The organism is Pseudomonas sp. Irchel s3h17 (assembly GCF_900187505.1).
Taxonomy (GTDB): Bacteria; Pseudomonadota; Gammaproteobacteria; order Pseudomonadales; family Pseudomonadaceae; genus Aquipseudomonas.
In genome coordinates, this window is sequence record NZ_FYDL01000044.1 from 1 (window position 1) to 1,244 (window position 1,244).

Annotated in this window: 1 protein-coding gene; it reads left to right on the plus strand. The window is 68.1% G+C overall.

Features of this window, described 5'->3' with window-relative positions; translation table 11 throughout:
- Positions 1–1,244, plus strand: a 1,244-nt coding sequence (gene tssI / locus CKW25_RS25915) for a type VI secretion system tip protein TssI/VgrG (RefSeq protein WP_143497505.1), incomplete at both ends; no start/stop codon positions are given.

The window sequence follows — 1,244 nt, forward strand, 5'->3', positions numbered from 1 at the left end:
GCCTTCGAGGTGGTCGAGTTCGAGCTGGAAGAGGGCCTGTCCCGACCCTTCAAGCTGACCCTGGACCTGGCCAGCCACGACCCGGCCATCGACTTCAACCGCGTGCTCGACCTGCCGGCCCTGTTCACCCTGTGGCGCGGCGAGACCGCGGTGCGTTATGTGCACGGCCTGGTCAGCCTGTTCAGCCAGGGCGACACCGGTTTTCGCCGCACCCGCTATCGCGCCGTGGTCGAACCGGTGCTGGCCCGCGCGGGGCTGTGCTCCAACTGGCGGATTTTCCAGGGCAAGACCGTGCCCGAGATCATTGCTGCCGTGCTCAAGACCCAGCGCCTGGGCGATGTGCAACCGATCATCTGCTTCGACCACCAGCCCCGCGAATACTGCGTCCAGGCCGGGGAAACCGACCTCGACTTCATCGACCGGCTGGCCGCCGAAGAAGGCCTGCTCTACTGCTTCGAGCACCGTGCCGACGGCCACCGCCTGATCCTCACCGACCGCGTCGGCGGCCTCGGCAGCATCGGCACTGACGAAGATTGCAACGTGCGCTACCAGCCCATGGGCGGCGGCGACTCGCCGGAACCGGCCCTGCAGCGTTTCCACTACACCGAGCAGGTCCGCAGCGCACGCCAGGTGCAGCGCGACTACACCTTCAGCCACCCGCGCTACAACCTGCAACACCGCGCCGACGGCGGGCGCGAGCTGAACAACCAGCACAAGGACTACGAACGCTACGACTACCCCGGCCGCTACAAACGCGATGCCGCCGGCAAACCCTTCACCCAGACCCGCCTCGCCGCCCTGCGCAACGACGCCCGGCTGGCCCACCTCGAAGGCGACGACGCGCGCCTGCAACCGGGCCTGGCCTTCGGGCTGACCGAACACCCGCGCGAAGACTTCATCACCCGCTGGCGCACCCTCAGCCTCCACCACACCGGCCAACAACACAGCAGCCAGCAGGAAGACGCCAGCGCCAGCGAGCACGGCACCGCCTACCAGTTCAGCGCCACGGCGATCCGCGGGGACGCCGACTGGAAAGCCCCGCTGCGCAACAAACCACGCATCGACGGCCCGCAGATCGCCACCGTGGTCGGCCCGCCGGGCGAGGAGATCTATTGCGACGAATGGGGCCGGGTCAAGGTCTGCTTCCCCTGGGACCGCGAAAACGAAGCCTACGAACACCGCTTCCGCCCGGACAACACCAGCCAGGCCTTCGAGCACAGCTCCTGCTGGGTCCGCGTCACCCA